The organism is Streptomyces sp. WAC 04229 (assembly GCF_003947455.1).
Classification (GTDB): domain Bacteria; phylum Actinomycetota; class Actinomycetes; order Streptomycetales; family Streptomycetaceae; genus Streptomyces.
In genome coordinates this window covers 32565-56010 of record NZ_QHJH01000032.1, presented here as the reverse complement: position 1 = coordinate 56010, position 23446 = coordinate 32565, and the positions used below count along the sequence as shown (strand labels likewise).

The window sequence follows — 23446 nt, the reverse complement described above, 5'->3', positions numbered from 1 at the left end:
GGACGAGACCACCCCCGACCACCCCTCCCACTCGCACGCGCACCCGGAAGGCGACACCACTTCATGACCGGCTCGACCACCGCCGACGAGAAGCTCACCTGGCTCATCGAGGGCCTGCTGGAGCGCACGCCGGGGGCGCGGCACGCGCTCGTGCTCTCCCGCGACGGCCTCAAGCTGTGCCGCACCCCGGAACTCTCCGTCGACCAGGCCGATCAGCTGGCCGCGATCGCCGCCGGCATCCAGTCGCTGTCCCAGGGCGCCTCCATGGAGTTCGGCGACGGCAGCGGCGGCGTGCGCTCGGCCATGACCGAGTTCTACGGCGGAATCCTGTTCATCGTCGAGGCCGGAGAGGGCGCGCACCTCGCCGTGGTCACCGCGGAGGACGCGGACGCGGGGCTGGTCGGACACAACATGAGCGAGCTGATCGAGCAGCTCGGGGAGCACCTCACCGCGCAGCCCCGCACGTCATGAGCCGCCCCGGCAGGGACGACTCCCCCGACCGGCTGTACACCGTCACCCAGGGACGCAGCCGGTCCGCCTCCGACAACCCCTTCGACCTGGTCACCCTGGTGGTCGCGGAGTGCGAGCCGACGCGCGGCATGCAGTCGGAGCACTCGGCGATCCTGCGGCTGGCCCAGGCGCCCACGGCCGTCGTGGAGATCGCCGCCGAACTGCGGCTGCCCGTGAGCATCACCAAGATCCTGCTCTCCGACCTGCACGCCGCGGGCCGGGTGAGCGCCCGCCATCCGTACACGGCAGCCGTCCCCGATCCCGACATCCTGGAGCAGGTGCTCGTTGGACTCCGCAATCTCTGACGCCCGCACCCCGCTGGGTGCGTCCGCCGACAACGGCCTCAAGATCGTGGTCGTGGGCGGGTTCGGCGTCGGCAAGACGACCCTGGTCCGCTCGGTCAGCGAGATACGTCCCCTCAACACCGAGGAGACGATGACGCAGGCCGGCGAGACGGTCGACGACATCAGCGAGGTGCGCGGCAAGACCGCGACGACCGTCGCCTTCGACTTCGGCCGCATCAGCCTCGACGCGCGCAACGTGCTGTACCTGTTCGGCGCACCCGGCCAGGAGCGGTTCTGGTTCCTGTGGGACCGGCTGTTCTCCGGCACGCTCGGCGCGGTGGTCCTCGTCGACACCCGGCGCATCGACGACTCCTGGTACGCCATCGACCGGCTGGAGCACCACGGCACGCCGTTCATCGTCGCCTGCAACGACTTCGGCGGCCCGCGGCACCAGCCCGAGGCGGTCCGCGAGGCACTGGACCTGGACCCGGGGGTGCCGCTGGTGTTCTGCGACGCGCGGTCCCGCGAGTCCAGCAAGCAGGTGCTGATCGCGCTGGTCGAGCACCTGAGGACCCGTTACGCCGGCCATGCCGCCCCGCCCCGACAGGAGTTCGTGTGAGCACCGACGCCACCGACGCCGTACCGCTCAGCGGCCCCCGCTTCCAGACCGAGCCGGCGCTGCTGTACCGGCAGATGCGGCGCGACCACGGTGCCGTCACACCGGTGCTGCTGGACGGGGACGTCCCGGCCTGGCTGGTGGTCGGCTACCGCGAGCTGCACCAGGTGACCGGCGATCCGGTGCTCTTCAGCCGGGACTCGGAGCTGTGGAACCAGTGGGAGAACATCCCCGAGGACTGGCCGCTGCTGCCGATGATCGGCCGCAGGCAGCCGTCGATCCTCTACACGGTCGGCGAGCGGCACCGGGAGCGCGCGGCCATGATCAGCGACGCGCTGGAGGCCGTCGACCCGCACGTCCTGCGCGGCCACGCCGAGCGGTTCGCCGACGAACTCGTGGACCGGCTCTGCGCCAAGGGCGAGGCGGACCTGGTCGCCGACTACGCCATGCTGCTGCCGGTGCGGGTCCTGGCCCGGCTGTACGGGTTCTCCGACGAGCAGGGGCCGGCCCTGGTCACCGCCCTCAACGACATGATCGACGGCCGGGAGCGGGCCATCGCGGGCCAGACGCACCTCGGTACGTCGATGGCGCGGCTCCTCGCCGACCGGAAGGCGGCGCCCGCCGACGACGTCGCCTCCCGGATGCTGGCCGACGAGAGCGGCTTCACCGAGGAGGAGGTCGCCCAGGACCTGATGGTGATGCTGGCCGCCGGCCACCAGCCGACGGCGGACTGGATCGGGAACTCGCTGCGCCTGATGCTCACCGACGAGCGGTTCGCGGCCTCGCTGTTCGGCGGCCGCAACAGTGTCGCCGAGGCCATGAACGAGGTGCTGTGGGAGGACACCCCCACGCAGAACGTGGCCGGCCGCTGGGCCTCGCGCGACACCCGGCTCGGCGACCGCCGGATCCGCGCCGGCGACCTGGTGCTGCTCGGTCTCCAGGGCGCCAACTCCGACCCGCAGGTGCGCACCGACGGTTCCGCCCTCACCGGCGGCAACAACGCGCACTTCTCCTTCGGCCACGGCGAGCACCGCTGCCCCTTCCCCGCGCAGGAGGTCGCCGAGGTCATCGCGCGCACGGGCATCGAGGTCGTCCTCGACCGGCTGCCGGACATCGACCTGGCGGTGCCCGCCGCGTCCCTCACCCGTCGCCCCTCGCCCTGGCTGCGGGGGCTGACCGAGTTGCCCGTGCGGTTCACCCCGACCACTGCCCTGGGAGGCACGCCAGCATGACGACCGGTACCGAAGAAGCCCGGATACCCCTGGACCCGTTCGTCACCGACCTGGACGGCGAGGGCGCGCGGCTGCGCGCCGCCGGACCGCTCGCCGCCGTGGAGCTGCCGGGCGGGGTCCCCGTCTGGGCGGTCACGCACCACGCCGAGGCCAAGTCCCTGCTGACGGACCCCCGGCTGGTCAAGGACATCAACGTGTGGGGCGCCTGGCAGCGCGGGGAGATCCCGCCGGACTGGCCGCTGATCGGGCTGGCCAACCCCGGCCGTTCGATGCTCACGGTGGACGGCGCCGAGCACCGCCGGCTGCGGATGCTCGTGGCCCAGGCGCTCACGGTGCGCCGGGTGGAGCACATGCGGGAGCGGATCACCGAGCTGACCGGCCGGCTGCTCGACGATCTGCCCGCGGACGGCGGCGTGGTCGACCTCAAGTCGGTCTTCGCCTACCCGCTGCCCATGTACGTCGTCGCCGACCTGATGGGCATCGAGGAGGCGCGCCTGCCGCGTCTGAAGGTGCTGTTCGAGAAGTTCTTCTCCACGCAGACACCGCCCGAGGAGGTCCTCGCGACCCTCACCGAGCTGGCCTCGATCATGGCGGAGACGGTCGCCGCGAAACGGGCCGCGCCCGGCGACGACCTGACCAGCGCGCTGATCCAGGCGTCCGAGAACGGCGACCACCTCACCGACGAGGAGATCGTCTCCACGCTCCAGCTGATGGTCGCCGCCGGCCACGAGACCACCATCTCGCTGATCGTGAACTCGGTGGTCAACCTGTCCACCCATCCCGAGCAGCGGGACCTGGTGCTCTCCGGGAAGGCGGACTGGTCGGCGGTGATCGAGGAGACGCTGCGCTGGTCGACCCCGACCTCGCACGTGCTGATCCGCTTCGCGACCGAGGACGTGCCGGTCGGCGACCGGGTGATCCCCGCCGGGGACGCGCTGATCGTGTCGTACGGCGCGCTGGGCCGGGACGAGCGGGCGCACGGGCCGACGGCCGGGGCGTTCGACATCACCCGCACGTCGGAGAACCGGCACATCTCGTTCGGGCACGGCCCGCACGTGTGCCCCGGCGCCGCCCTGTCCCGGCTGGAGGCCGGCGTGGCGCTCCCCGCCCTCTACGCCCGCTTCCCGGATCTGGACCTCGCGGTGCCCGCCGCGGAGCTGCGCAACAAGCCGGTGGTCACGCAGAACGACCTGTTCGAGCTGCCGGTCAAGCTGGCTTGACGCACCCGGCCGCGCACCGGCGCGGTCCGGCCGTCGCCCGGTCGTCCACCCGCGGGGCGTTTGCTTCCCGCCCCGCGGGCAACTCCGACATTCCGGACGTCGACCCCGTTCCGGCAACCGGCGTCGACACTGCTGTGTGGCACCCCCGGGAGTCGCCATGTGGAAGCGCAAGGGCAGGAAGGACCGGACCCCGCGGCCGGTCCCGATGGAGCTGTGCGACCTGTGCGCCAGGGTCTTCCCCCAGGACGAGTCCGTGACCGGCTACGTGCCGGACTCCTCCGCGGTACAGGCCGCCCATGAACGGTTCGACGGGCTTCGGCTCATCACCGCGTGCTCGGACGACCACTTCGACGTGATCAAGGAGGGCTATTCGCACCGGCCCTTCGTCGAGGAGGAGCTGTGGGCCGCCAAGCTCACCCGCGCCCTGACCCAGGGTCCGTCGGCCCTCTCCATGGACCAGCTGGGCTCCCGGACCGGTCTCCAGGAACCGCAGATACGCGCCGCCATCGCCTGGCACAACGACTGGCTGCGTGAGCAGCAGCGCACGGACCCCTGATTCGCGCGGCGCTCCAGGTGACCGGGGCCGTCCGGGTGGCGCGACGTTTGCCCGGACGTCCCCGGGGTCACTCAGTTCCCCGTCGGCGAGCCATCGAAAGGACGCCCGAGGAGCACCCGTGAACCGGTTGTCGCGGCCGTTCCACCGTGTGTGGGACCGGCTGGCCGCGTCGTCCCTCGTCCGGCGCGGCCGGGACCTGGAACTGATGCACAGGGCGATGGGCTTCGCCACGCTCGCCCTGGTCACACTGGCGCCCCTGCTGATCGTGGTGGCCGCCGCCGACCCGCTGGGACGCGGCGGATTCGCCTCCTGGCTGGCGGACGGAATGGGGCTGTCGGGACGGTCCGCCAAGGCGCTGACCGACATCATCAGTCCCCCCACCAAGGTCGTCGGCACGACGAGCGTGTGGGGCGGCATCCTGCTCGCCGTCTTCGGCGTGTCCTTCGCGGCGAGCGTCCAGAACGGCTACGAACGCATCTGGGAGCTGCCCTCCGGGCCGTGGCACCGCGTCTGGCGCCAGGCGACCTGGGTGGTCGCGCTGACCGCGTACCTCTACCAGGAGGTGCAGACGCGGACCGCCCTGCACGGGACGGCCCGGATCGCACTGTCCACCGCCGTCGGCATGCTGTTCTTCTGGTGGGGCCAGCACTTCCTGCTGGGCGGCCAGGTGCGCTGGCGGGACCTGCTGCCGGGGGCGCTGGCGACCATGGTGGGCCTGATCGGCCTGCGGGGGTTCTCGTACCTGGTCTTCACGCCGCTCATCCTCGACAACGCGAGCGGTTACGGCACGGTCGGCATCGTGCTGGTGGTGGAGTCCTGGCTGATCGGGGTGGGGTTCGTCGTCTTCGGGGGCGCGATGGTCGGGCACTGGTTCTGCGAGCACCACTGGTGGACCCGGAACATCGACCGCCTCCCGGACTGATCCCCTGCCGGTGGGGGGCGCGGCTACCCCGGCGGTGGCGCCGTGCTCGCCCGGGTCACCAGCCGGGTCGGTACGAGCGTCGTGCCCCGCTCCGGGGCGGCCTCGCGCATCTTGCGCAAAACGGCCCGCACGCAGAGCCGCCCCACCTCGGCGAAGTCCTGGTGGACGGTGGTCAGCGGGGGCAGGAAGGAGCCGGCCTCGGCGATGTCGTCGAAGCCGATGACACTGACGTCCCGCGGAACGCTGCGGCCGTGTTCGTGCAGGGCCCGCATCAGGCCGAGGGCCATCTGGTCGTTGGCCGCGAAGACGGCCGTGCACTCGGGCCGGGCGGCCAGCTCCAGGCCGGCCCGGTACCCGGACTCCGCCGACCAGTCGCCCCGCACGAGCGGCGGCACGGCGCGGCCGGCCTCGGTGAGCGTGTGCCGCCAGGCGTCGGTGCGGCGCTGCGCGGCGAAGGAGCCCTCGGGGCCGCCCAGGTGCCACACCGTGTCGTGGCCGAGGTCGAGCAGGTGGCGCACGGCGGTGCGGGAGCCGCCGGCCTGGTCGGTGTCGACGACCGTGTAGTGGTCGCCCGCGTCGGAGTCGACGACGACGACCTGGACGTGCGGCGGCAGGGTGAGGCTCGCCGCGTCCAGGAGGTGCACCTCCATGATGACGATCACGGCGTCGACGGCCAGTTCCTCCAGCCGGGAGAACGCGCCCCGCACCTCGTCCTGGGTCGGCACGGCGACCGGCAGCAGCGTCACCGCGTACCCCTCGCTCGCCGCGGAGGTGGCGATGGCCTCCAGGGTGCGCACGTTGCCCGTGGTGGCCAGCGTGAAGGTGATGACGCCGATGGTGCGGAACTCGCCGCGCTTGAGGGCCCGGGCCGCGCTGTTGGGCCGGTACCCCAGTTCCTTCATGGCCGCCAGCACCTGCCGACGGGTCTCCTCGGTCACTCCGGCGTAGCCGTTGGAGACGCGGGAGACGGTCTGCGAGGAGACCCCCGCCAGCCGGGCCACGTCCGCCATGGACGCCGTCGGCACCCGGGCGCCGCGCCGGCGCCGCGGAACCGTGTTCGCGGCGTCTCTCGCGTCCGCGGCTCCCTCAGCGGTGTCCACTGCGTTCCGCCACCTCTCCGCACTGTTCCGGTCCCCGGCCCCGAAGGACCCTTGACCGTCGTCCTCGGGGCAGTGTAGACATGCCGCCATCAAATGTTTACGTAAACATAACAGCAATCCTCCGGCCGGAGTGCTTTCCGCGCCGCGCGATGTTTACGCAAACACGCTAGGACTCCCGGACGTGGACGAGCGAGGACCGACATGACGACGCTGCAACCGCCGGCCATCGCCGAGCCGCGGCCCGCCCCGCCCCCGGCGCGGCGCGACCGCCGCTCCTGGACGGGGTGGGGGTTCCTCGGCCCCTTCGTGGCCGTGTTCGCCCTGGTGTTCCTCGCGCCGATCGCCTACTCGGTCTACCTGAGCCTCTTCCGCGACCAGCTCATCGGCGGTACCACCTTCGTCGGGCTGGACAACTACAGCCAGGCCCTGACGGACGACCGGTTCTGGGCCTCGCTCGGCCGGGTCTCGCTCTTCCTCGCCGTACAGGTGCCGATCATGCTGGGCATCGCCCTTCTGGTGGCCCTGGCGCTGGACAGCGGGCGCCTCTACGGCCGGGACTTCTTCCGCGTCTCGATCTTCCTGCCGTACGCCGTGCCCGCCGTGGTGGCCACCCTGATGTGGGGCTTCATGTACGGCACCCGCTTCGGCCTGGTCGGCGACATCAACGGGGCGCTGGGCGTCTCGCTGCCCGACCCGCTCTCCCCCGACCTGGTGCTCGCCTCCATCGGCAACATCGTGACCTGGGAGTTCGTCGGCTACAACATGCTGATCTTCTACGCGGCCCTGCGGGTCGTCCCGCACTCGCTGTACGAGGCCGCGCAGATCGACGGGGCCGGGCAGATCCGCGTGATCACCGCCATCAAGCTCCCGGCGATCCGCGGCGCGCTGGTGATCGCCACGATCTTCTCCATCATCGGCAGCTTCCAGCTCTTCAACGAGCCCAGCATCCTCCAGCCGCTGGCGCCCAACGCCATCACCACCGACTACACGCCGAACTCGTACACCTACGCGCTCTCCTTCAACGGACAGCAGCACAACTACTCCGCGACGGTCGCCATCGTGATGGGGCTGATCACCATGGCCATCGCCTACGTCGTCCAGCTGCGCGGCATGCGCAAGGGAGTGTGATCCGGCGATGACCAGTCCCGCCGCCACCGCCGTCGACCGTTCCGCGCCCGTGCCGTCCGGCCCGTCCGGCTCCGCTCCCCGGCTGCGCACGTCACGGCGCCGGCACTCCGCGGACCGGCCCCGGCGCAGCGTCCTGCTGACCGTGCTCACCGGTCTCGTGCTGCTGTACAGCCTGGTACCGCTGATCTGGCTGGCCGTCAGCGCCACCAAGACCCAGGAGGGGCTGTCGCGTTCGTTCGGCCTCTGGTTCGACGGCGACTTCGCTCTCTGGGACAACATCGGCGAGACGTTCACCTACGACGACGGCGTCTTCACCCGCTGGCTGCTCAACACCCTGCTGTACGTGGGGCTGGGCGCGGGCGGCGCCACCCTCCTCGCCGTGCTCGGCGGCTACGCGCTCGCCAAGTTCCGCTTCCCCGGCCGGCGCGCGGTCTTCGCCGTCGTCATCGGCGCGGTGGCCGTACCGGGGACCGCCCTGGCGGTGCCGACCTTCCTGATGTTCAGCGAGATGGGGCTCACCAACACCCCCTGGGCGGTGATCATCCCGTCCCTGATCTCACCGTTCGGCCTCTACCTGATGTGGGTCTTCGCGAGCGAGGCGATCCCCACGGAACTGATGGAGGCCGCCCGCATCGACGGCGCCGGCGAGGTGCGCACCTTCTTCCGGGTCGCGCTGCCGCTGCTGGCGCCGGGCATCGTCACCGTCCTGCTCTTCACCATGGTGGCGACCTGGAACAACTACTTCCTGCCCCTGGTCATGCTCAAGGACCCCGACTGGTATCCGCTGACCCTGGGTCTGAACAGCTGGAACGCCCAGGCCGCGACCGCCGGCGGCGAGGCCGTCTTCAACCTGGTCGTCACCGGGTCGCTCATCACGATCATCCCGCTGATCGCGGCGTTCCTGCTGCTCCAGCGTTACTGGCAGTCCGGCCTGGCCGCCGGAAGCGTCAAGGAATGACCCCCACGCGTCCCTCCTCCCCTCCGATCCTCGACCGTGCCGGTCACGGCCACGAAGAAGTGGAAGCACACCCATGCCCAAGCACTCGCGCCGCCTGCTGAGCGGTATCGGCCTCGTCTGCGCCCTCGCCCTGACGGCGACCGCCTGCGGCGGCTCCGACGACGGGGGATCGAGCCAGAAGCCGGTCTCCCAGGACGACGTCCGTGCCGCCCTGGAGAAGGGCGGCACGATCACGGTCTGGGCGTGGGAGCCCACGCTCGAGAAGGTGGCCGCGGACTTCGAGAAGAAGTACCCGGCCGTCAAGGTGAACCTCGTCAACGCCGGCACCAACAACGACCAGTACACCGCCCTCCAGAACGCCGTGTCGGCGAAGAAGGGCGTCCCGGACGTCGCCCAGATCGAGTACTACGCGATGGGCCAGTACGCCCTCACCAAGCAGCTCACCGACCTCACGGCGTTCGGCGCGGACAAGCTCTCCGCCAAGTTCTCCCCCGGACCGTGGAACGGGGTCAAGGCCGGCTCGGACGGCATCTGGGCGCTGCCCATGGACTCCGGCCCGATGGCGCTCTTCTACAACAAGAAGGTCTTCGACAAGTACGACATCGCGGTGCCCACCACCTGGGCCGGGTACCTGGACGCCGCGCGCCAACTGCACAAGGCCGACCCGAAGGCCTACATCACCGCCGACACCGGCGACGCCGGGCTCACCACCAGCATGCTCTGGCAGGCCGGTTCGCGCCCCTACACGGTGAACGGCACCAAGGTGAAGGTCGACTTCTCCGACCGGGGCGCCAAGACGTACACCGACACCTGGCAGAAGCTGATCGACGAGAAGCTCCTCACCCCCGTCAACCCCTGGACCGACGAGTGGTACAAGGGCCTCGGCGACGGCACCATCGCGACCCTCGCCACGGGCGCCTGGATGCCCGCGAACCTCGCCTCCGGCGTGAAGGAGGCGGCCGGCGACTGGCGCGCCGCCCCGCTGCCGCAGTGGACCGCGGGCGGGAAGGCGAGCGCGGAGAACGGCGGCAGCGCCCTCGCGCTGCCGGAACTCGGCAAGAACGAGGCGCTGGCGTACGCCTTCGTCGAGTACGCGAACGCCGGCGACGGCGTGGGGGCCCGCCTGGAGGGCGGCGCCTTCCCGGCGACCACCGCGGAGCTGCAGTCCACGGCGTTCCAGGACACCGCGTTCCCCTACTTCGGCGGCCAGAAGGCCAACAAGATCTTCGCCGAGTCGGCCGCGAACGTCGCCGACGACTGGTCGTACCTGCCCTACCAGGTGTACGCGAACTCGGTCTTCAACGACACCGCGGGCAAGGCCTACGTCTCCGGCACCCCGCTCGCCGAGGGACTGAAGTCCTGGCAGGAGGCCTCCGTCAAGTACGGCGAGGAGCAGGGCTTCACCGTCGAGAAGTAGCCCCCGACCGCACGCACCACACCGGAAGGACCGCCATGATCTCCACCTTCGCGTCCCGCCTCCACCGCGGACCGGACGGTGCCCCGACCCCCCGGCTCGCCTTCGGCGCCGACTACAACCCCGAGCAGTGGCCGAGGGAGGTGTGGGAGGAGGACGTACGGCTGATGCGCGAGGCCGGCGTCACCATCGTGTCGCTCGGCATCTTCTCCTGGGCCCGCCTCCAGCCCGGCCCCGACACCTGGGACTTCGGCTGGCTCGACGACGTGATGGACCTGCTGCACGAGCACGGCGTCGGCGTCGACCTGGCCACCGCCACCGCCTCCCCGCCGCCCTGGCTGACCACCGCGCACCCGGAGATCCTCCCGGTGACGGACCGGGGCGAGACGCTGTCGCCGGGCGCGCGCCAGCACTGGCGGCCGACCTCGCCCGTCTTCCGCGAGCACGCCCTGCGCCTGGTCCGGGAGATGGCGGCCCGGTACGCCGGACACCCGGCACTGGTCGCCTGGCACGTCAACAACGAGCTGGGCTGCCACAACGTGTACGACTATTCGGACGACGCGACCCGTGCCTTCCGGGACTGGCTGCGCGCCCGGTACGGCACGCTCGACGCGCTCAACCACGCCTGGGGCACGGCGTTCTGGTCGCAGCGCTACAGCGACTGGGAGCAGATCCTGCCGCCGCGACTGGCCGCCTCCCACCCCAACCCGACCCAGCAGCTGGACTTCAAGCGGTTCTCCTCGGACGCGCTCAAGGAGCACCTGCGGGCGGAGCGCGACCTCCTGCGGGAACTGACCCCCGGCATCCCCGTGACCACCAACTTCATGGTGATGCCCGGCACCAAGGGCATGAACTACGCGGACTGGGCCGCCGAGGTCGACTTCGTCGCCAACGACCACTACGTGGTGCCGAGCGGACGGGAGCGGGACGAGCTGTCGTTCTCGGCGAACCTCACCAGCGGCATCGCGGGCGGCCGGCCGTGGTTCCTGATGGAGCACTCCACCAGCGCGGTGAACTGGCAGCCCGTCAACCTGGCCAAGCGGCCGGGCGAGCTGGCCCGGGACTCACTGACGCACGTGGCGCACGGCGCCGACGCGGTCTGCTTCTTCCAGTGGCGGCAGTCTGCGGCGGGCGCCGAGAAGTACCACTCGGCGATGGTCCCGCACGCCGGCCCGGACAGTGACGTGTTCCGCGCGGTCACGGCGCTGGGCGCCACGCTGGGGGCGCTGGCGCCGGTCGCCGGGAGCGAGCGGGAGCCCGCGGAGGTCGGCATCCTCTTCGACTGGGAGTCCTGGTGGGCGAGCGAGCAGGACTCGCACCCGACCTCCCTGCTCGACTACCACCGGGAGGCGCTCGACTGGTACTCGGCGCTGCTCTCCCTCGGCGTCCGCGCCGACGTCGTCACCACCGGCGCCGACCTGAGCCGCCACCGGGTGCTGATCGCACCGGTGCTGCACATGGTCCCGGCCGCGACGGCCAAGGACCTCACCCGGTACGCCGAGCAGGGCGGGCACCTGGTCACCACGTACTTCTCCGGAGTCGTCGACGAGAACGACCACGTCTGGCTCGGCGGCTACCCGGGCGCCCTGAGGGACCTGCTCGGCATCCGCGTCGAGGAGTTCGGCCCGCTGCCCGCCGGGGAGCGCGTGGAGCTGGACGACGCGAGCACCGGCGACCTGTGGACCGACCAGGTCGCCGTGACCGCGCCGGAGACCGAGGTCCTCGTCCGCTACCGCACCGGCACGCACGCGGGCCGCCCGGCCGTCACCCGGCGCCCCACCGGGAGCGGTTCGGCCGCCTACGTGTCCACCCGGCTCGGCCCGGCCGGGCTCGCCTCGCTGCTGCCGCGGCTGCTGGAGCCGGCCGGTGTCGCCAGCGACCTGCCCGCCGGGGTGCGCGGGGCGGTCGAGGCCACCGTGCGGCGCGGCCCGGGCGGCCGGTTCCTGTTCCTGGTCAACCGGACCGACGCGGCGGTGACCGTTCCCGGACTCGACGGAGAGGCCCTGATCGGCGACCTGGGCACCGACGGCACCCTCGTCCTCGCACCCAGGGACGTCGCCGTGGTGCGCACGTCCACCGACTGAGCCGCAGCGACCACACCTTCCAGTTGGGAGCACAGATGGCACGCCGTACCCGCAACAGACGCCTCATCGGGACCGCCGTCCTGACCGCCCTGGCCACGGGCGCCGCCCTGATGGGCGTTCCCGCCCAGGCGGAACCGGCCGCGCCCGCCGCCTCCGTGACCGTGCGGCCCGACCCGTCGTACCGGCAGGAGAGGTTCGAGGGCTGGGGGACCAGCCTGGTCTGGTTCGCCAACGCGACCGGCGACTACCCGCCGGAGATCCGCGAGAAGCTGGCCCGGCTCCTCTTCGACGACGACGGCCTCGGGCTGAACATCGCCCGCTACAACATCGGCGGCGGCAACGCCCCGGACGTGCGGGACTACCTGCGGGCCGGCGGCGCGGTCGAGGGCTGGTGGAAGGCGCCCGCGGGCACCACCCGCGAGGACACCGGCTGGTGGAGCGCCGACGACCCGGCCGACTGGAACGAGGACGCCGACGCCACCCAGCGCTGGTGGGTCGAGCGCATCAAGGACGACATCGACCACTGGGAGACGTTCAGCAACTCGCCGCCCTGGTTCATGACCGTCAGCGGCTACGTCTCCGGCGGCTTCGACCCCTCCGCCGACCAGCTCAGGGCCGATGCGGTCGACGACTTCGCGGCCTACGTGGCCGGGGCGACGCGCCGGCTGGAGCGGGCCGAGGGCATCCGGGTCGACACGGTGGACCCGTTCAACGAGCCCAACACCCCCTACTGGGGGACCCGGCTGGGCGCGGACGGCGAACCCGTCGGCGGCCGGCAGGAGGGCGCCCACATGGGACCCGAGCTGCAGGCCGAGGTCCTCCGGGCCCTCGCCCCGGCGCTGAGGAAGGCGAAGGTCGGCGCGGACATCTCCGCGATGGACGAGACCAACCCCGGCATCTTCGCCCGGAACTGGGACACCTACTCCGCGGCCGACCGCGACCTGGTCGGGCAGATGAACGTCCACACCTACGGCACCGGGCAGCGCACCACCGTGCGCGACCTCGCCAAAGCGGCCGGCAAGCCGCTGTGGATGAGCGAGGTGGGCGGCGACTGGGGCGACGGCCAGGACTTCGAGGACATGCGGCCCGGTCTCGGCCTCGCCCAGCAGATCGTCGACGACCTGCGTGAACTGGAGCCCCGCGCCTGGGTGTTCTGGCAGCCCGTCGAGGACTACGACAACATGAAGCCCGGCGGCGAGTCGGCGAAGGGCGGCAACTGGGGCAGTATCCAGCTCCCCTTCGGCTGCACCGCCGAGGACACCCTGGAGACCTGCCCGATCCGGACCAACACCAAGTTCGACACGGCCCGCAACTTCACCCACTTCATCAAGCCCGGCGACCGGCTGATCGGCACGGACGACACCTCCAGCGCCGCCGCCGTCGGCCGTGACGGCGAGAGCGCCTCGCTCGTCCACGTCAACCGCACCGCCGACGCCCGCACCGTCACCCTCGACCTGTCGAAGTTCGGGGAGGTGAGCCGCCGCACCACCGTCACCCCGGTGGTCACCGACGCCGGCGGCCGACTCGAACGCAAGGCCCCGATCCGCGTGCAGGACCGCACGGCCGCCTTCACCGTGCCCGCGCAGTCCGTCACCTCCTTCGAGATCAAGGGCGTCTCCGGCGTCGCGAGGGACGCCGCCCCGCTGCGCCGGGGCCACGACTACACCCTCACCGGCGTGCAGAGCGGGCGGGCCGTCACCGTCGGGGACGACGGCACCGGCCTGGTCCTGAGCGGCGGAACGAACTGGCGGCTGAGCGCGGTCCGTCACGACGGCGGCGCCCGCGACCGCTACGTCTTCACCGACCCCGGGCACGGCACGCGCCTTGCGGTGCGCGACGACGTCCCGGTGGCCGAGCCCGACACCGGGCGGCCCGGCAGGGCCGCCGAGTGGTTCGCGTCCACCACCGGCGACGGCACCTGGACGCTCGTCAACGCCGCCACCGGGCGCCTGCTCGAAGTGGGCGGTCAGGCGACGCACGTGGGTGCGGCCGTCACCACGTGGCCGCCCAACTCCGGTGCCAACCAGCGCTGGACGCTGACGGACACGTCCACCGGCTGACCCCCCTCCCCCTCCTCCCCGAGAGACCGAAGGAGACGGCATGTCCATCGACCCCCGCGAGCTCGAGGTGCGCCGCAGGATGGCGGCCCGGGAGCTGTACTCCGACGGCGCCCCGGGGCTGGAGGGGCTGGCGGAGGAGCGGCTGCGCGGCAAGGAACTGGCGGACGCCTACAACCGGACCGGGGCGCGGGACGAGGAGGGGCGCCGGGCGATCCTGAAGGAGATGTTCGCGGCCGTGGGCACCGGCGTGTGGATCGAGCCTCCGCTGCACGTGGCCTACGGCAACCGCGTGCACCTGGGTGACGACGTGTACGCCAACTTCGGCCTCACCCTCGTCGACGACGTCGAGGTCTTCGTCGGGGACCGGGTGATGTTCGCGCCGCACGTCACCATCAGCACCACCGGGCACCCCGTCCACCCCGCACTGCGCCGGGACGGCACGCAGTTCTCGGCGCCGGTGACCGTCGAGGACGACGCGTGGATCGGGGCCGGCGCGCTGATCATGCCGGGGATCACCATCGGCCGCGGCTCGGTGGTGGGCGCGGGCAGCGTCGTGACGGCGCACGTCCCGGCGATGACCGTCGTCGCCGGGACCCCGGCCCGCGTGCTGCGCACGATCACCGACGCGGACCGGGAGTGGACCTACGCCCCGCCCCGCACCCTGGGCACGCTCTGATCGGCAACTTCCGCCGGGCGCCCCGGACATGGCGCGGCGCGCGGGGCAGTACGATGATCGAAATTTACGGCGGAGCGTCACCTCCCGAACCACGGAGCCTGCCATGACGACGGACCATTCCCAGCCTCCCCACATCGACACCGGCCGGGCCCACCCCGCGCGGGTCTACGACTGGCTGCTGGGCGGCAAGGACAACTACCCCGTCGACGAGGCGGTGGGCGAGACCCTGCCGCCCGAGGCGCGGGACGCGGCGCGGCAGAACCGCGCGTTCATGAACCGCGCGGCGGCCTACCTCGCCGCGCAGGGCGTCGACCAGTTCCTGGACATCGGTACGGGCATCCCGACCGAGCCCAACCTGCACCAGATCGTGCAGCGGACGGTCCCGGCGGCCAGGGTCGTCTACGCCGACAACGACCCGATCGTGCTGCGGCACGCGGAGGCCCTGCTGGTCAGCAGCCCGGAGGGGGCCACGGACTACATCCAGGCCGATGTCCGCGAGCCGGAGCAGATCGTGCGGCACGCCCGCGAGATCCTCGACTTCGACCGGCCGATCGCCCTGTCGCTGATCGCCCTGATGCACTTCATCACGGACGACCAGAACGCCCACGGGATAGTCCGCGGACTGGTCGAGACCCTGCCCTCCGGCAGCCACCTGGTCCTCTCGCACGCCTCGATCGACCTCTTCCCCGAGCTGTCGGAGCAGGTGATCGCCCAGTACGCCAAGGGCGGCATCCGCCTCGGCTTCCGCACCCGGGCGGAGGTGACCCGCTTCTTCGACGGGCTGGAACTGGTCCGGCCGGGCCTGGTCACGGCCACCGAGTGGTACGGCGAGGGCCAGGAGCCGCCGGCGCCGGAGGACAGCGGCATCTACGCGGCCGTGGCGCGCATCCCCTGACGGGGAGGCGCGCACGGCTCAGCGGCGGCGCCCGCGTGCCGCCCAGCCGCTGCCGATCCCGGCGACGTGCAGGGCGAGCAGGGCGAGACCGACGAGCATGACGTTGGTGGAGGTGAAGACGTCGTTGGTCGACACCTCCGCCGCGTTGATCAGCCAGGCGATGAGGAACAGAACCGCCGCGATGATGGCGAGCACGGTGTACATCCCTTCGGATCGGTGGCACCGGACCGGTGCCGTGTCACGCGTATGCCCCGGACGGGGGGCGTGACACGGCGGAGGGTGCCGGTGCTTCGTACAGTGGGGCCGGCCCGTCCCCCACTCTCGCCCCGGAGCACGCATGCACGATCCGTCCGCCGCACCGGACGACGGCTCCGGCACCCTGTTCGGGCTCGACGCCCTGACGCCGGGCGGGCCGGCCGCCGAGCCCTGCGGGCCGCGCTTTTGTGACTCCGCCGCCGCGCGCCGTCTGCTGCCGGTCCGGGAGATCCACGCCGAGCCGGCGGCGGCCGCCTCCCCGCGGGGCCGGCAGGTGCTCGCCCGGTTCCCCGAGGCGCGCGTGGTGGAGGTGGACTCCCACTGGCGCATCCCGGGCCTGCACGGCAACGAGGGCAATGTCGAACGCTGGGTGCGGATCAAGGGCGAGACCCTCGTCCTGGGGGTGCGCAAGACCCTGGCCACCCGTCCCAACGGCCGCTCCGCGGACTGGATCGCGCCCGGCGCCTCCAACGGCTGCGCCATGGCCTGCGCCTACTGCTACGTGCCCCGGCGCAAGGGGTACGCCAACCCCGTCACCGTCTTCACCAACATCGACGGGATCATCGCCCACCTCGGCCGGCACATCGCCCGGCAGGGGCCGAAGCCCGAGCCGAACCAGTGCGACGCCGAGGCGTGGGTGTACGACGTGGGCGAGAACGGCGACTGCTCGGTGGACGCCCTGATCTGCGACAACACCGCGGACCTGGTGCACGCGTTCCGGCAGTGGCCGACGGCCAAGGCGTCCTTCGCCACCAAGTTCGTCAACCCCGACCTGCTCGCCCTCGACCCGCGCGGCCGCACCCGGATCCGGTTCTCCCTGATGCCGCCGGACGACTCGCGGCTGCTGGACGTGCGCACCTCGCCGGTCGCCGAGCGGATCGCCGCGGCGGCCGACTTCCTGGACGCCGGGTACGAGGTGCACTTCAACCTCTCCCCCGTGGTGGTGCGGCCGGGCTGGGAGGAGGCCTGGGCGGAGCTGCTGCGCCACCTCGACGACGTCCTGCCGGAGCGGGTCAGGCGGCAGGCCGCCGCCGAGGTGATCATGCTGACGCACAACCGGGAGCTGCACGGGGTCAACCTGGGCTGGCATCCGCGCGCCGAGGAGGTGCTGTGGCGTCCGGAGCTGCAGGAGGCCAAGCGCTCGGAGAACGGCGCGCTCAACGTGCGCTACCGCGCCGGGGCCAAGGCCGACGCGGTCGCCCGGCTGCGCGCGCTGATCGCCGCCCACGCGCCGTGGCTGCGCGTGCGGTACGCCTTCTGACCGCGTTGGGTAAGGGGAACCTAACACCAGATATTGTTCTACGTGCAACCAACCAGCCGGAAGCACCCGCCTCCGGTCAGCGCGCACCCGGGGAGCCGGCCTTGCCACACACGATCGACGCGACCGGAGACCGGACGGACACCGCCAAGGAGGACGGCTGGGTCGAACTGGACTCGCCCGCCGAGCTGCGCGAGCTGCTGGGCGAGCCCTGGCCCGTCGTCATCGACAAGGTGCACGAGCGGCTTACGGACGACGACGTGGACATCCTGGCCCGCTCCCCGTTCTGCCTGCTGGCCACCTCCGACCCGCGGGGCAACTGCGACGTGTCGCCGCGCGGTGACGCGCCGGGCTTCACCCAAGTCCTGGACACCGGCACCATCGCCCTGCCGGACCGTCCGGGCAACCGCCGGGGGGACAGCTTCCACAACATCCTCGGCAATCCGCACGCCGGCCTGCTCTATCTGATCCCCGGCGGCAAGCAGGTGCTGCGGATCAACGGCCGGGCCCGCATCCTCACCGACGCGCCCTTCTTCGACGCGATGGCCCGCGACGGCAGGCGTCCGGACCTCGCCCTGGTCCTGGAGATCGACGAGATCTACCTGCACTGCCCCGCATCCCTCAATCGGGCGGGCCTGTGGAAAGCCCCCGTGTCGAACGGGAGTTGAACGATCCGCTCGAAGCGGCCCGGACGACCGGACGGGATTCGGGACGGCCGGTGTGAGCCCCGCCTCTACCAGCAGTTATTAGGTTAGGCTAACCTTCGCCTCGTGAGATCTGGTGAAGACACGGCCGGCACCCTGCGCCTGCGCGGTCATCGGCTGTCGGCTACGGGTGTGACCGTCGCGTACGACGGCGTCGATGTCGTGCACGACGCGGAGGTCACCCTCCGGCCCGGCGAAGTGACCGTTCTGGTGGGCCCGAACGGCAGCGGGAAGTCGACGCTGCTGCGCACCGTCGCCCGCCTGCAGCGGGCCCGGAGCGCGACGATCGGCATCGACGGCGACACCGACGGCCTGGCGCTGACGCCCCGTGAGTTCTCGCGGTACGTCGCCCTGCTGACGCAGGGCCGTCCGACACCGGGCGGGCTGACCGTGCGGGACGTCGTCGAGTTCGGCCGCTATCCGTACCGGGGCCGCTGGGGGCGGCCCGATCCGGACGGTCCGGCCGCGGTCGACCGGGCGCTCGCGCTCACCGGCGTCGACGGCTTCGCCGACCGCGGCGCCGACCACCTCTCCGGCGGCCAGTTGCAGCGGGTGTGGCTCGCGAGCTGCCTGGCCCAGGAGACCGGCGTGCTGCTGCTGGACGAACCCACCACCTACCTCGACCTCCGCTACCAGGTCGAACTCCTCGACCTCATCCGCGACCTGGCCGACGTCCACGGGATCGCCGTCGGCGTCGTGCTGCACGACCTCGACCAGGCGGCGGCCGTCGCCGACCGGATCACGCTCCTCGAAGCGGGCCGGATCGTCGCCGACGGCCCGCCCGAGGACGTACTGACGCCGGAACGTCTGAGCGCCGTCTACGGCATCCGGATCGACGTCGACACCGACCCCCTCACCGGCCGGCTGCGCACCCGCCCGATCGGCCGCCACCACATACGTACCGAAAGGCTCGGCACCACCTCATGAGACGCCTCCTGCTCACCGCGGCCGCCACCACCGCCGCGACGCTCACCCTCGCCGCCTGCGGCACCACCGAACCCGCCGCCGACACGTCCGGGAAGAAGGCCTCCGAGGCCATCACGCTCAAGGACGGCAAGGGCACCGAGGTGAAGCTCGACGGCCCGGCCACCAAGGTCGTCGCCACCGAGTGGAACGTCGTCGAGAGCCTGGTCTCCCTGGGCGTGGACCCGGTCGGCGTCGCGGACGTCAAGGGCTACAAGACCTGGGACAGCGCCGTGCCGCTGAAGAACGAGCCCAAGGACATCGGCACCCGCGGCGAGCCGAGCATGGACACCGTCGCCTCCCTCGCCCCCGACCTCATCGTGGCCACCACGGACCTCACCCCGGCCGCCGTGAAGCAGCTGCGCGAGGTCGCCCCGGTCATCGAGGTCACCTCCGCCGACGGCACCGGTCAGATCGACCAGATGCTGGAGAACATCGACCTCATCGCCAAGGCCACCGGAAAGACGGACGAGGCGAAGACGCTGCGCACCGGCTTCGAGGCCAAGGTCGCCGAGGGCAAGAAGGCCCTGGCAGACGCCGGGTTCGCCGGCAAGGGCTACGCCTTCGCGGACGGCTACGTCGCCGCCAACCAGGTCTCGATCCGCCCCTACACCGCGACCTCCCTCATCGGTGAGGTCAACGAGGCGATCGGTCTGAAGAACGCCTGGACGGTGAAGGGCGACCCCGCCTACGGTCTCGGCACCACCGACGTCGAGGGTCTCACCAAGCTGCCCGAGGACACGCACTTCGCCTACATCGGCAACGAGGACGACCCGTCCGCCACCCCGTTCACCGGTGAGCTGGCCAAGAACGCGGTGTGGAAGTCCCTGCCGTTCGTGAAGTCCGGCGACGTGCACCGGCTGGACGACGGCATCTGGATGTTCGGTGGTCCCGGGTCGATGGAGGCGTACATCGACGCCGTCGTCGGCGCGCTGACGAAGTAGCGAGGCCATGGCCGTCACCGCAACCGAACCCGCGACCCGTCCGTCGACGGTCCCCACGTCCCGGTCGGGCGCGGCCGCGGTGACGGCCGGGATCGTCCTGCTGGTCGCCGTCCTCGCCGTCGTCGACATCACCCAGGGCACCGCCGCCGTCGGACCGTCCGAGGTCTTCAAGGCCCTCACCGGACAGGCCGACCCGGACGACGCGTCGGTCGTCGTCGCCTCGCGGCTGCCCCGGATGGCCGCCGGCCTGCTGGTCGGTGTCGTCCTCGGGATGGCCGGCGCCGTGCTCCAGTCGGTCAGCCGCAACGTGCTGGCCTCCCCCGACACCCTGGCCGTGAACGCGGGCGCGTACCTGGCCCTCGGGGTGGCCGGCGCCACCGGCGTCTCACTGCCGATGATCGCCTCCTCCGGCGTCGCCTTCGTGGGCGGGCTGGCGGCGGCGGCCGTCGTGCTCGGACTGTCCGGACTCGGCACCGGCACCGTCCGTCTGGTGCTGGCCGGTACCGCGCTCATGCTGGGCCTGCACTCCATGACGGAGGGACTGCTCCTGCTCTTCCCCGAGCAGACCGAGGGCCTCTACGCGTGGAACCAGGGCAGCATCTCCCAGAACGGCTTCGACGGCGTCGTCCAGATGCTGCCGATCGCGCTGGCCGGGCTGGTGGGCCTGATGCTGACGGCCCGTCGGGTGGACGCGCTGGCGCTCGGCGACGACGCCGCGCGCGGGGTCGGCGTGCCGGTCCGGGCGACCCGGGTCACGGTCGTCGTGCTGGCGGCGATGCTGTCCGCGGCCGCCGTCACGCTCGCCGGGCCGATCGGCTTCGTCGGCCTGTGCGCACCCGCCCTGGTCCGCCCGCTGGCCCGCCGCCTCCGCGGCTTCGCCCGCTCCCGTACGTCGATGCCGGCGGCCGGGCTCACCGGCGCGGCCCTGGTGCTCGGTTCGGACGTGCTGCTGCGCACCGTGGTGTCGGAGAACCGCGCGGTGGGCGTACCCACGGGCGTGGTCACCAGCCTCGTCGGAGCCGTGTTCCTCGTCGTCATGGCGATGCGGCTGCGGGACACCGCCGGAGCCGGCGCCCCGGACCGGCTGCGCATCCCGAGCCGGGCGGTGTTCCTGGCCACGGTCGCCGTGCTGGTGGCCGTACTGGTGGGCCTGGTCATCGCCTCGGTGCTGATCGGCGACAGCAAGCTGCTCCTCGGTGACGTCGTCAACTGGGCGCAGGGCAGGGCCGGCCGGACCGTCTCCTTCGTGCTGGACACCCGGGTGCCCCGGGTGCTCGCGGCGCTCGGCGCGGGTGCGGCGCTCGCCCTGGCCGGCACGCTCGTGCAGGCCGTGACGCGCAACCCGCTCGCGGAACCGAACGTCCTCGGTGTCACCGGCGGTGGCGCGCTGGGCGCAGTGATCCTGGTGACCACCGTGCCGGCCGCCGGGACGTGGGGCGTCGCCGCCGCCGCGTTCGCCGGGTCCGCCGTCACCGCGGTCCTCGTCTTCGGGCTTGCCGCCCGGGGCGGCTACCGGCAGAACCGGCTCGTCCTCGTCGGCATCGGCGTGGCCTCCGGGACGGCGGCCCTGATCAGCCTGCTGATCGTGCTCACCGACCCGTTCAACGCGAACAAGGCCCTGACCTGGCTGTCGGGTTCGACCTACGGGCGGACCATGCCGGACGTCGTGCCGGTCGCCCTGGCGCTGGCCGTCGGCATCGGCGTGGCGGTCGCGCGGCGCACCGAGCTGGACCTGATCTCGCTGGACGAGGACACGCCGCGGCTGCTGGGCCTGCGGCTGGCGCCGGGGCGGCTCGGGTTCCTGGTGGTGAGCGTCGTACTCAGCTCCAGCGCCGTGGCCTGTGCGGGCACCATCGGGTTCGTCGGGCTGGTCGCCCCGCACGCGGCACGGGCCCTGGTGGGCCGGCGGCACGTCCGGGTCGTGCCGGTCTCGATCCTCCTGGGCGCCGCCCTGGTCTGCGCGGCCGACCTGATCGGCCGCACGGTGATCGCCCCGGCCCAGCTCGGCGCGGGACTCATGACGGCCGTGATCGGGACGCCGTACTTCCTGTACCTGCTGGTGCGCGGCCGCCGGTAGCGGGCGGCGGGTCCGGCGGGGGCACGGATCCCGCCGGACCGACGCCTTGCCGGGCGCCGGGCGCAGCTTGTTAGACGCCGCGTCAAGTTACTGAACCGTAATAAGCTTGGTGCTACCGCCGGTAACTCCTGTCCGGGTACGGTCCCGTCACCCCACAGGAGCAGTGCGGCCACGGTCCTCCCCCAACGGACCGCGGACGACCGGTTCCGGCCCTTCCCCAGGAGGTTCGCCATGCCCGCACGTCCCCGCATGCTCGCCGCGGCGATCACGGCCGCGCTCGCCCTCGGCGCCCAGGCGGTGCCCGCCGCCGCGGCAGGCACCGCCGGCGACCCGGCCACCGGACCCGCCTCGGAAACGTCCCGGGGCGTGGAGATACCCGCCTTCTACACGCCGCCGGCCGAACTCCCGGCCGCCGACGGCACGCTGATCCGCAGTGAGCACCTGCCGCTCGCCCTGAGCCTGCCCGGCCTCGACGGCCCCCTCCCGGGGCGGGCGACCCGCCTGATGTACAAGTCCACCGACGCGAACGGCGAGGCGGTCGCCGTCACCGGCGCCTACATCGAACCCGCCGCGAAGTGGCGCGGCGACGGACCGCGGCCCCTGGTCGCCGTCGCCCCCGGCACCATGGGACAGGGCGACCAGTGCGCCGCCTCCATGGCCCTGGAGAACCCGCTGCGGCTCGGCGACGGAACGGTCTCCGTGGGATACGAGAACCTGTCGGTCTACCGGCTGCTGCTGCGCGGCGTCGCCGTCGTCGTCACCGACTACGTCGGCCTGGGCACCACCGACCGGCTGCACACCTACGTCAACCGCGTCGACGGAGCCCACGCCGTACTGGACGCCGTACGCGCCGCGCGCTCGCTCGACTCGGCCTCGGTCACCGCCGGCTCCCGGGTCGGCCTGTTCGGGTACAGCCAGGGCGGCGGCGCCACGGCGGCCGCGGCCGAACTCCAGCCGGCCTACGCCCCGGACGTGCCGCTCGCGGGCACGTACGCGGGGGCGCCGCCCGCGGACCTGACCGAGGTGACCGGGGCGATCGACGGCGGCGACCTGGCGGGCGCGCTGGGCTGGTCGCTCAACGGTTTCCTGCAGACGGAGCCCGCCCTGCGTCCCATCGCCGACCGGTACATCAACGCGGAGGGCCGGGAGGCGCTCAAGGACCTGTCGACCATGTGCGTCGGCGACGCCCTCTTCAAGTACGGCGGCGCGAGCAGCGAGGACTGGACGACGACCGGTCAGTCCATCAGCGACGTCATCCGCGCCGAGCCCGTACTGCGGGACTTCCTCGCCGAGCAGCGCATCGGCTCGCTGAAGCCCGGCAGCCCGGTCCGCGTGGCGACCGGCGTCAGCGACGACCTGGTCCCCCACGGCCAGGCCCGTCAGCTCGCCGTCGACTGGTGCCGCAAGGGAGCCGCGGTCACCTACGCCCCCGTCCTGCTGCCGGGCGTCGGGAGCGGCCTGCTCAACCACTTCGCCCCGCTCCTCACCGACCAGGGCAGCGCCATCTCCTGGCTGGCCGACCGGCTCTCCGGGGAGCCGGCGCGCTCCAACTGCGGCAGCATGCCCTTGCAGCCCTGAGCCACCGGGCCC

General features: G+C 72.2%; 22 protein-coding genes. 20 read left to right on the top strand and 2 right to left on the bottom strand.

Annotated features, from left to right (window positions below; translation table 11 throughout):
- Positions 1–63 precede the first annotated feature (63 nt).
- From DMH12_RS12350 to DMH12_RS12320, 7 genes are all read left to right on the top strand, one after another.
- A complete protein-coding gene (locus DMH12_RS12350) occupies positions 64–471 on the top strand; it encodes a roadblock/LC7 domain-containing protein (protein ID WP_125491618.1) in 408 nt (135 codons plus the stop codon).
- A complete protein-coding gene (locus DMH12_RS12345; RefSeq protein WP_122617729.1) occupies positions 468–815 on the top strand; it encodes a DUF742 domain-containing protein in 348 nt (115 codons plus the stop codon). The genes DMH12_RS12350 and DMH12_RS12345 overlap by 4 nt, the downstream gene beginning before the upstream one ends.
- Positions 796–1413 carry an ATP/GTP-binding protein gene (locus DMH12_RS12340; RefSeq protein ID WP_260474197.1) on the top strand — a complete coding sequence of 206 codons (618 nt, stop codon included), beginning with the start codon at positions 796–798 and terminating at the stop codon, positions 1411–1413. Before DMH12_RS12345 ends, DMH12_RS12340 begins: the two co-directional genes overlap by 20 nt.
- Complete coding sequence (locus tag DMH12_RS12335; RefSeq protein ID WP_125491617.1) at positions 1410–2642, top strand: cytochrome P450; 1233 nt, start codon at positions 1410–1412, stop codon at positions 2640–2642. Before DMH12_RS12340 ends, DMH12_RS12335 begins: the two co-directional genes overlap by 4 nt.
- Positions 2639–3862, top strand: coding sequence for a cytochrome P450 (locus DMH12_RS12330; protein ID WP_125491616.1), 1224 nt, complete (start codon positions 2639–2641; stop codon positions 3860–3862). Before DMH12_RS12335 ends, DMH12_RS12330 begins: the two co-directional genes overlap by 4 nt.
- A gap of 157 nt (positions 3863–4019) precedes the next feature.
- Positions 4020–4418 carry a hypothetical protein gene (locus tag DMH12_RS12325; RefSeq protein ID WP_125491615.1) on the top strand — a complete coding sequence of 133 codons (399 nt, stop codon included), beginning with the start codon at positions 4020–4022 and terminating at the stop codon, positions 4416–4418.
- A 118-nt stretch (positions 4419–4536) separates the two neighbouring features.
- The gene (locus tag DMH12_RS12320) at positions 4537–5340 is read left to right on the top strand and encodes a ribonuclease BN (RefSeq protein WP_125491614.1); all 804 of its coding nucleotides are present in this window, start codon (positions 4537–4539) and stop codon (positions 5338–5340) included.
- Positions 5341–5363: 23 nt separating this feature from the next.
- Here DMH12_RS12320 and DMH12_RS12315 read toward each other — a convergent pair whose 3' ends face one another.
- Positions 5364–6350, bottom strand: a complete 987-nt coding sequence (locus tag DMH12_RS12315; protein ID WP_125491623.1) for a LacI family DNA-binding transcriptional regulator — start codon at positions 6348–6350, stop codon at positions 5364–5366.
- Between the two features lie 291 nt (positions 6351–6641).
- Between DMH12_RS12315 and DMH12_RS12310 the strand changes: the two genes are divergently transcribed.
- The 7 genes from DMH12_RS12310 to DMH12_RS12280 all read left to right on the top strand — a co-directional run bounded on the left by DMH12_RS12310 (position 6642) and on the right by DMH12_RS12280 (position 15655).
- Positions 6642–7568 (top strand): carbohydrate ABC transporter permease, encoded by a 927-nt coding sequence (locus DMH12_RS12310; protein WP_125491613.1) that lies wholly within the window; start codon positions 6642–6644, stop codon positions 7566–7568.
- Positions 7569–7575: 7 nt separating this feature from the next.
- A complete protein-coding gene (locus tag DMH12_RS12305) occupies positions 7576–8526 on the top strand; it encodes a carbohydrate ABC transporter permease (RefSeq protein WP_125491612.1) in 951 nt (316 codons plus the stop codon).
- A gap of 73 nt (positions 8527–8599) precedes the next feature.
- Positions 8600–9943 carry an ABC transporter substrate-binding protein gene (locus DMH12_RS12300; protein ID WP_125491611.1) on the top strand — a complete coding sequence of 448 codons (1344 nt, stop codon included), beginning with the start codon at positions 8600–8602 and terminating at the stop codon, positions 9941–9943.
- Between the two features lie 35 nt (positions 9944–9978).
- Positions 9979–12024, top strand: a complete 2046-nt coding sequence (locus DMH12_RS12295; RefSeq protein ID WP_125491610.1) for a beta-galactosidase — start codon at positions 9979–9981, stop codon at positions 12022–12024.
- A 35-nt stretch (positions 12025–12059) separates the two neighbouring features.
- Positions 12060–14084: a glycoside hydrolase gene (locus DMH12_RS12290; protein WP_125491609.1), complete on the top strand. Its 2025-nt coding sequence runs from the start codon at positions 12060–12062 to the stop codon at positions 14082–14084.
- Positions 14085–14124: 40 nt separating this feature from the next.
- Complete coding sequence (locus tag DMH12_RS12285) at positions 14125–14760, top strand: sugar O-acetyltransferase (RefSeq protein ID WP_125491608.1); 636 nt, start codon at positions 14125–14127, stop codon at positions 14758–14760.
- A 103-nt stretch (positions 14761–14863) separates the two neighbouring features.
- Positions 14864–15655, top strand: a complete 792-nt coding sequence (locus DMH12_RS12280) for an SAM-dependent methyltransferase (RefSeq protein WP_125491607.1) — start codon at positions 14864–14866, stop codon at positions 15653–15655.
- 18 nt (positions 15656–15673) lie between these two features.
- Here DMH12_RS12280 and DMH12_RS12275 read toward each other — a convergent pair whose 3' ends face one another.
- The gene (locus DMH12_RS12275; protein WP_053126814.1) at positions 15674–15859 is read right to left on the bottom strand and encodes a hypothetical protein; all 186 of its coding nucleotides are present in this window, start codon (positions 15857–15859) and stop codon (positions 15674–15676) included.
- Between the two features lie 133 nt (positions 15860–15992).
- Here DMH12_RS12275 and DMH12_RS12270 point away from each other — a divergent pair, with 133 nt between their 5' ends.
- The 6 genes from DMH12_RS12270 (at position 15993) to DMH12_RS12245 (ending at position 23434) form a co-directional block, all read left to right on the top strand.
- Positions 15993–17171 (top strand): spore photoproduct lyase family protein, encoded by a 1179-nt coding sequence (locus DMH12_RS12270; RefSeq protein ID WP_125491606.1) that lies wholly within the window; start codon positions 15993–15995, stop codon positions 17169–17171.
- A 101-nt stretch (positions 17172–17272) separates the two neighbouring features.
- The gene (locus DMH12_RS12265; RefSeq protein WP_125491605.1) at positions 17273–17836 is read left to right on the top strand and encodes an MSMEG_1061 family FMN-dependent PPOX-type flavoprotein; all 564 of its coding nucleotides are present in this window, start codon (positions 17273–17275) and stop codon (positions 17834–17836) included.
- Positions 17837–17938: 102 nt separating this feature from the next.
- Positions 17939–18799: an ABC transporter ATP-binding protein gene (locus tag DMH12_RS12260; RefSeq protein ID WP_125491604.1), complete on the top strand. Its 861-nt coding sequence runs from the start codon at positions 17939–17941 to the stop codon at positions 18797–18799.
- The gene (locus tag DMH12_RS12255) at positions 18796–19779 is read left to right on the top strand and encodes an iron-siderophore ABC transporter substrate-binding protein (RefSeq protein WP_125491603.1); all 984 of its coding nucleotides are present in this window, start codon (positions 18796–18798) and stop codon (positions 19777–19779) included. Before DMH12_RS12260 ends, DMH12_RS12255 begins: the two co-directional genes overlap by 4 nt.
- 7 nt (positions 19780–19786) lie before the next feature.
- Positions 19787–21856 (top strand): iron ABC transporter permease, encoded by a 2070-nt coding sequence (locus DMH12_RS12250; RefSeq protein ID WP_125491602.1) that lies wholly within the window; start codon positions 19787–19789, stop codon positions 21854–21856.
- Between the two features lie 231 nt (positions 21857–22087).
- On the top strand, positions 22088–23434 hold the full coding sequence (locus tag DMH12_RS12245) for a lipase family protein (RefSeq protein ID WP_125491601.1): 1347 nt from the start codon (positions 22088–22090) through the stop codon (positions 23432–23434).
- Positions 23435–23446: the final 12 nt, after the last annotated feature.